Origin of the sequence: Sphingomonas sp., from assembly GCF_035910975.1 — a bacterium.
Taxonomy (GTDB): Bacteria; Pseudomonadota; Alphaproteobacteria; order Sphingomonadales; family Sphingomonadaceae; genus Sphingomonas.
On sequence record NZ_JAMHWM010000037.1, the window covers coordinates 1 to 4084 of the forward strand.

The 4084-nt window shown below is 67.4% G+C and carries 3 protein-coding genes; 2 read left to right on the forward strand and 1 reads right to left on the reverse strand.

Annotation, left to right across the window (positions count from 1 at the left end):
* Positions 1 to 127: transposase (locus VYI76_RS13245; RefSeq protein ID WP_443018961.1), on the reverse strand; the 127-nt coding region annotated here is incomplete at its 3' end.
* Between the two features lie 793 nt (positions 128 to 920).
* On the opposite strand from VYI76_RS13245, the gene VYI76_RS13250 reads away from it, so the two are divergent.
* The gene (locus VYI76_RS13250) at positions 921 to 1610 is read left to right on the forward strand and encodes a thioesterase II family protein (RefSeq protein WP_326525274.1); all 690 of its coding nucleotides are present in this window, start codon (positions 921 to 923) and stop codon (positions 1608 to 1610) included.
* Positions 1607 to 4084: non-ribosomal peptide synthetase (locus tag VYI76_RS13255; RefSeq protein ID WP_326525275.1), on the forward strand; the 2478-nt coding region annotated here is incomplete at its 3' end. The genes VYI76_RS13250 and VYI76_RS13255, both read left to right, overlap by 4 nt.

The window sequence follows — 4084 nt, forward strand, 5'->3', positions numbered from 1 at the left end:
CGACGATCGAGATGCTCTCGCCCGTGCGCAGCGTCTCGTCGACGATGCGCAGCTTTTCCTCGGTCGTCCAGCGCCGACGACGCGCCGCGCCGGTGATGACTTCGATCCTTTGATAGTCGTCCGACATGAGCCTGTGCTTGAGGATAGCCTCAAGCCTCCCTGCCTATGCCGAGGTGTCCGGTCGAAACGGGGGCCAGTGCAGAACGGAAGGAGGGGTAACTCCGATCGCGCCTATGGCGGGCAATCTCGTTTCTGGAAGGGTCGATTTCTTGACCCCTGCTTGACCGCATCAAAGCGAAAGCCCCGGGCTGGTGCGCCGGGGCTTTGGTATGTCGCTGATATGTCGTGTTGTCTTTGGTTGCGGGGGCACGCAACTACCGATACCGACATTCGCTTCACACCGCTGTTTAGGTGGCATGGCTGACGGACAACAGGTTGTGTCGGAGCAGTTGGCGGAGGAAAGGAGACTGGGATCTAGTATTGTCTTGATCGCCAGTATCTTTCCAACGAGACCATCATCCGGCCGTTGGCGCAATCCTTCTCGAACGGAACGACGAGTGGACCGTTCAGCGCTCCCCTGCGATGACCATTGAGACCATCCTCCAGTCATCTCGGACGTGAACTTGTCGAACACCCAGGACACAATCACGATCAAAGTTGGGCTGAGGGAAGCCTCCTGCGCCCGCGGGTAACTGCACGGTTTTGGGCTTGCCAGGGGCGTCACCCCAAACCGAAGACACGGCAGGCGCATGTGCGCCGCTTCCGCCCGGCGCGGAACCATCGCGGACCAAGCACCAACTTGCCCCAAAGTCGATTTCTGCTACTCTGTCTTCGAGCGCAGAGGGGTCGTGCTCTCCCCAAAGAAGCGCCACGTGCAATTGGATTGAAGGCAATTTATGCCACGGGCAACTACGCTTTACATGTTGCCTTTCGCGGGTGGCGGTGCCGGCCAGTATCACGTATGGCAAGCTGGGCTTCCGGCCTGGATAAGGATCAAGCCGGCGCATCTGCGCGGCCGGGAAGCGCGCATGGCCGAGCGGCCGTTCACCTCGATCGCCGAGCACGCGCGCGAGTTGGTGGTGCGCGACAAGCTGGGTCTTATCGACGGTCCGCTGGTGCTCTTCGGGCAAAGTTTCGGCGCGCTGGTGGCCTACGAGCTTGCAAGCCTGCTGCCGAGGACGGCGATGCTCGTCGTCGTCTCCAGCCCGCCACCCGACCATCCGCAGCGCGGCGTGCCGCTACACCGGCTGCCGCGCGAGCTGCTGGCCTCGCGCTTGCAGCGGATCGGTGCCTATCCTTCGTCGAAGGAGCTGTTTGACCTGACCGAGCCGGCGCTGCGGGCCGATCTCGAGGCCTGCGAGACCTATGACCGGCGGCGGCTGTCGGTGCTGGGCTGCCCGGTGGTCGCCATCGCCGGCACCGGGGACGCCATCGCCTCGCCAGAAGTGATGCTCGGCTGGAGCCGGCTGTCGTGGGCGGCGTTTTGCCTCCATGCGGTCCCGGGCGGCCACTTCCATGCGCAGGATCACCGCGACCGGTTCCTCACCCTGCTGGCGCAGGTTCTGGCGCCGCTTCGGAATGACGCGCCCGAAACGAGGGTATGGGCATGATCCCGGAACGGCAACATGCGCTGAGGCCGGAGGTCCATCCCATGAGCTACGCTCAGGAGCGGCTTTGGCTTCTGAACCGGCTTTGGCCCGACTCGACCGCATACAACATCCATGTCTGCGTCGAGCTGGGCCCGGACGTCACACCCGGCATGGCCCGCGCGGCGCTGCGCGATCTCGCCGCCAGCCAGGACTGTCTTCGCACCTCCTTCGATTTCATGGGCGGCGAGCCCTGCCAAGTGATCTGGCCCGAGGTCGAGCTGCCGCTGAGTGTAGTGACGATCGGGGGGACGCAGGCGGTGCAGCAGCTGGCGGCCCTCTCGGCGCGCGAATGCCAGACCGTGTTCGATCTGCGTACCGCACCCCTTTTCCGGACGGTCTTCGTGCAAGGCGATACGGGGCGCCCAAGCCTCAGCCTGACCATGCATCACATCATCTCGGATGGCTGGTCGATGGACCTGATCGTGGGCCATCTGGGCGCTGCGCTGAGCGCGCGGGAGCGGATCGTGCCGCCGCCGTTCCGATACGCCGACTACGCCGCCTTGCAGCGGGCCGAGCATTCGGCAGCGGCGCTCGCCGTGTGGAAAGCGGATCTGGAGGGCGCGCCCGGCGTGGTCCGGCTGCCGGTCGGTGGCGCCGATCCCGACGCGGGAACCTGGGACGGCGGCTATATCGGGCATAAGCTGGACAGGACGGCGCTGCAGGCCGCCAAGAGGCTCGCGGCTTCGTTGCAGACATCGCTTTTCAGTGTGCTTTTCGCCAGCTTCAGCGCCTTTGTGCATCGCTTGAGCCTGATCGACGACATGGTGATCGGCGTGCCCGACGCCAACCGCGACGATCCCCGCACACATGAGATCGTTGGCTTCTTCGTGAACACGCTTCCGGTCCGCGTCGCGATCGATGGAACAGCATGTTTCGCCGACGCGGTGGCGCGGGCGCGCGACCGGATGCGCGAGCTCCTCGCCCGGCCGAAGCTCCCGTTCGAGAAGCTCGTCGCCGACCTGGCGCCGGGCCGCACCGATACCCAATCGCCGTTCTTCAATCTGATGTATGTGCATCAGACCGCGCTGGCCGACACGGCGTCGGGCGCGGCCTGGGACGAGGACGCGGCGCCGAGGGGGTTGCAGTCGACCTCGGCCAAGTTCGATCTGACGTTGTTCTCGCAGGAAGTCGGCGCCGATCTGCTGCTGGCGTTCGAGTTTCGCCGCCGCTTTATCGACGAGGCGTCGGCCGCATGGCTGTTGTCGCTGTTCGCTGGCTTTCTGGCCGAAGCGGTGGCGGCGCCGCGGACCGCGCTGGACGATATTCCGCTGGGCGATACCGCGCGCAACCTCGCCGCGCAGAAGCGCGCCTGGGGCCGGGTGCGCGCGACGGTCGATGGACAGGACGTCGCCTCGGTCTTCCGCGCCACCGCGGCGGCGCAGCCCGATGCCGTGGCCTTGCGCTGGCCGGGGGGTGCAATGACCTATCGCGCGCTCTGCGGCCAGAGCGATGCGGGCGCCGCTGCGCTGCGGGGGCTGGGCGTGGTTGCCGGCGACCGCGTGGCGATGGTCGCGGACCGGCGGGCGGACACGATCGTCGCGATGCTGGCGGTGCTCAAGGCCGGCGCCGCGTACGTGCCGCTGAACCGGGCCGAGCCGAAGGGGCGGCTGGCGCGGCAGATCGAGGATGCCGAGCCGCGTCTCGTCCTGGCGGACGATCCTGAGATCGTGGCAGGCATTCCGATTGCGACGCTGTTCGCGGCCGGGGCCGCTGCCGCAGTACCGCACGCAGCGCCTGCCGGCGCGGGAAACCGCATTGCCTATGTGATGTACACGTCCGGCTCGACCGGTGTGCCCAAGGGCGCAGTGATCCGCCAGTCGAGCGTCGTGTCGCTGGTCCGCGACCAGTGGTATCTCGATCCGTCGCGCGACCGGGTGATCCTGCACTACGCGCCCTTGTCCTTCGATGCGGCCACCTTCGAGATATGGGGCGCGCTATTGAACGGCGGCACGCTGGCGCTGCCGCCGCCCGGACAATTGTCGTTCGGCGAGATCGCCGGGGTCATGCGCGAGGCGGGCGTCACGACCGCTTGGCTGACCAGCTCGCTGTTCTGCGAGATGGTCGATGCCGGCGTGCTGGCCGCCTTGCCGACGGTGCGGCATCTCCTGACCGGCGGCGAGCCGGTCTCGCACCGCCATATCGCCCGGGCGATGGCGCAGATGCCAGGCGTGGCGGTGACGAACGGCTATGGCCCGACCGAGACGACGACGTTCGCGCTGTGCCACAGGATGACCGTGCCGCCTGCCGGCCCGGTGCCGATCGGGCGCGCGATCGACGGGGTGCGGCTCTCCATCGTCGATGCCGCCGGACGACCGGTGCCCGCCGGCGTGCCGGGCGAGCTCGTCATCGGCGGCGCCGGCGTCGGCCTGGGCTACTGGCGCCTCCCGGACCTCACCGAGGCCGCCTTCCGCCCCGACCCGGAGGCCCCGGGCGCG

Bases quoted from the DNA above. Each gene is read 5' to 3' on its own strand.
- VYI76_RS13250 (WP_326525274.1), top strand. From the start codon at position 921: ATGTTGCCTTTCGCGGGTGGCGGTGCCGGCCAGTATCACGTATGGCAA.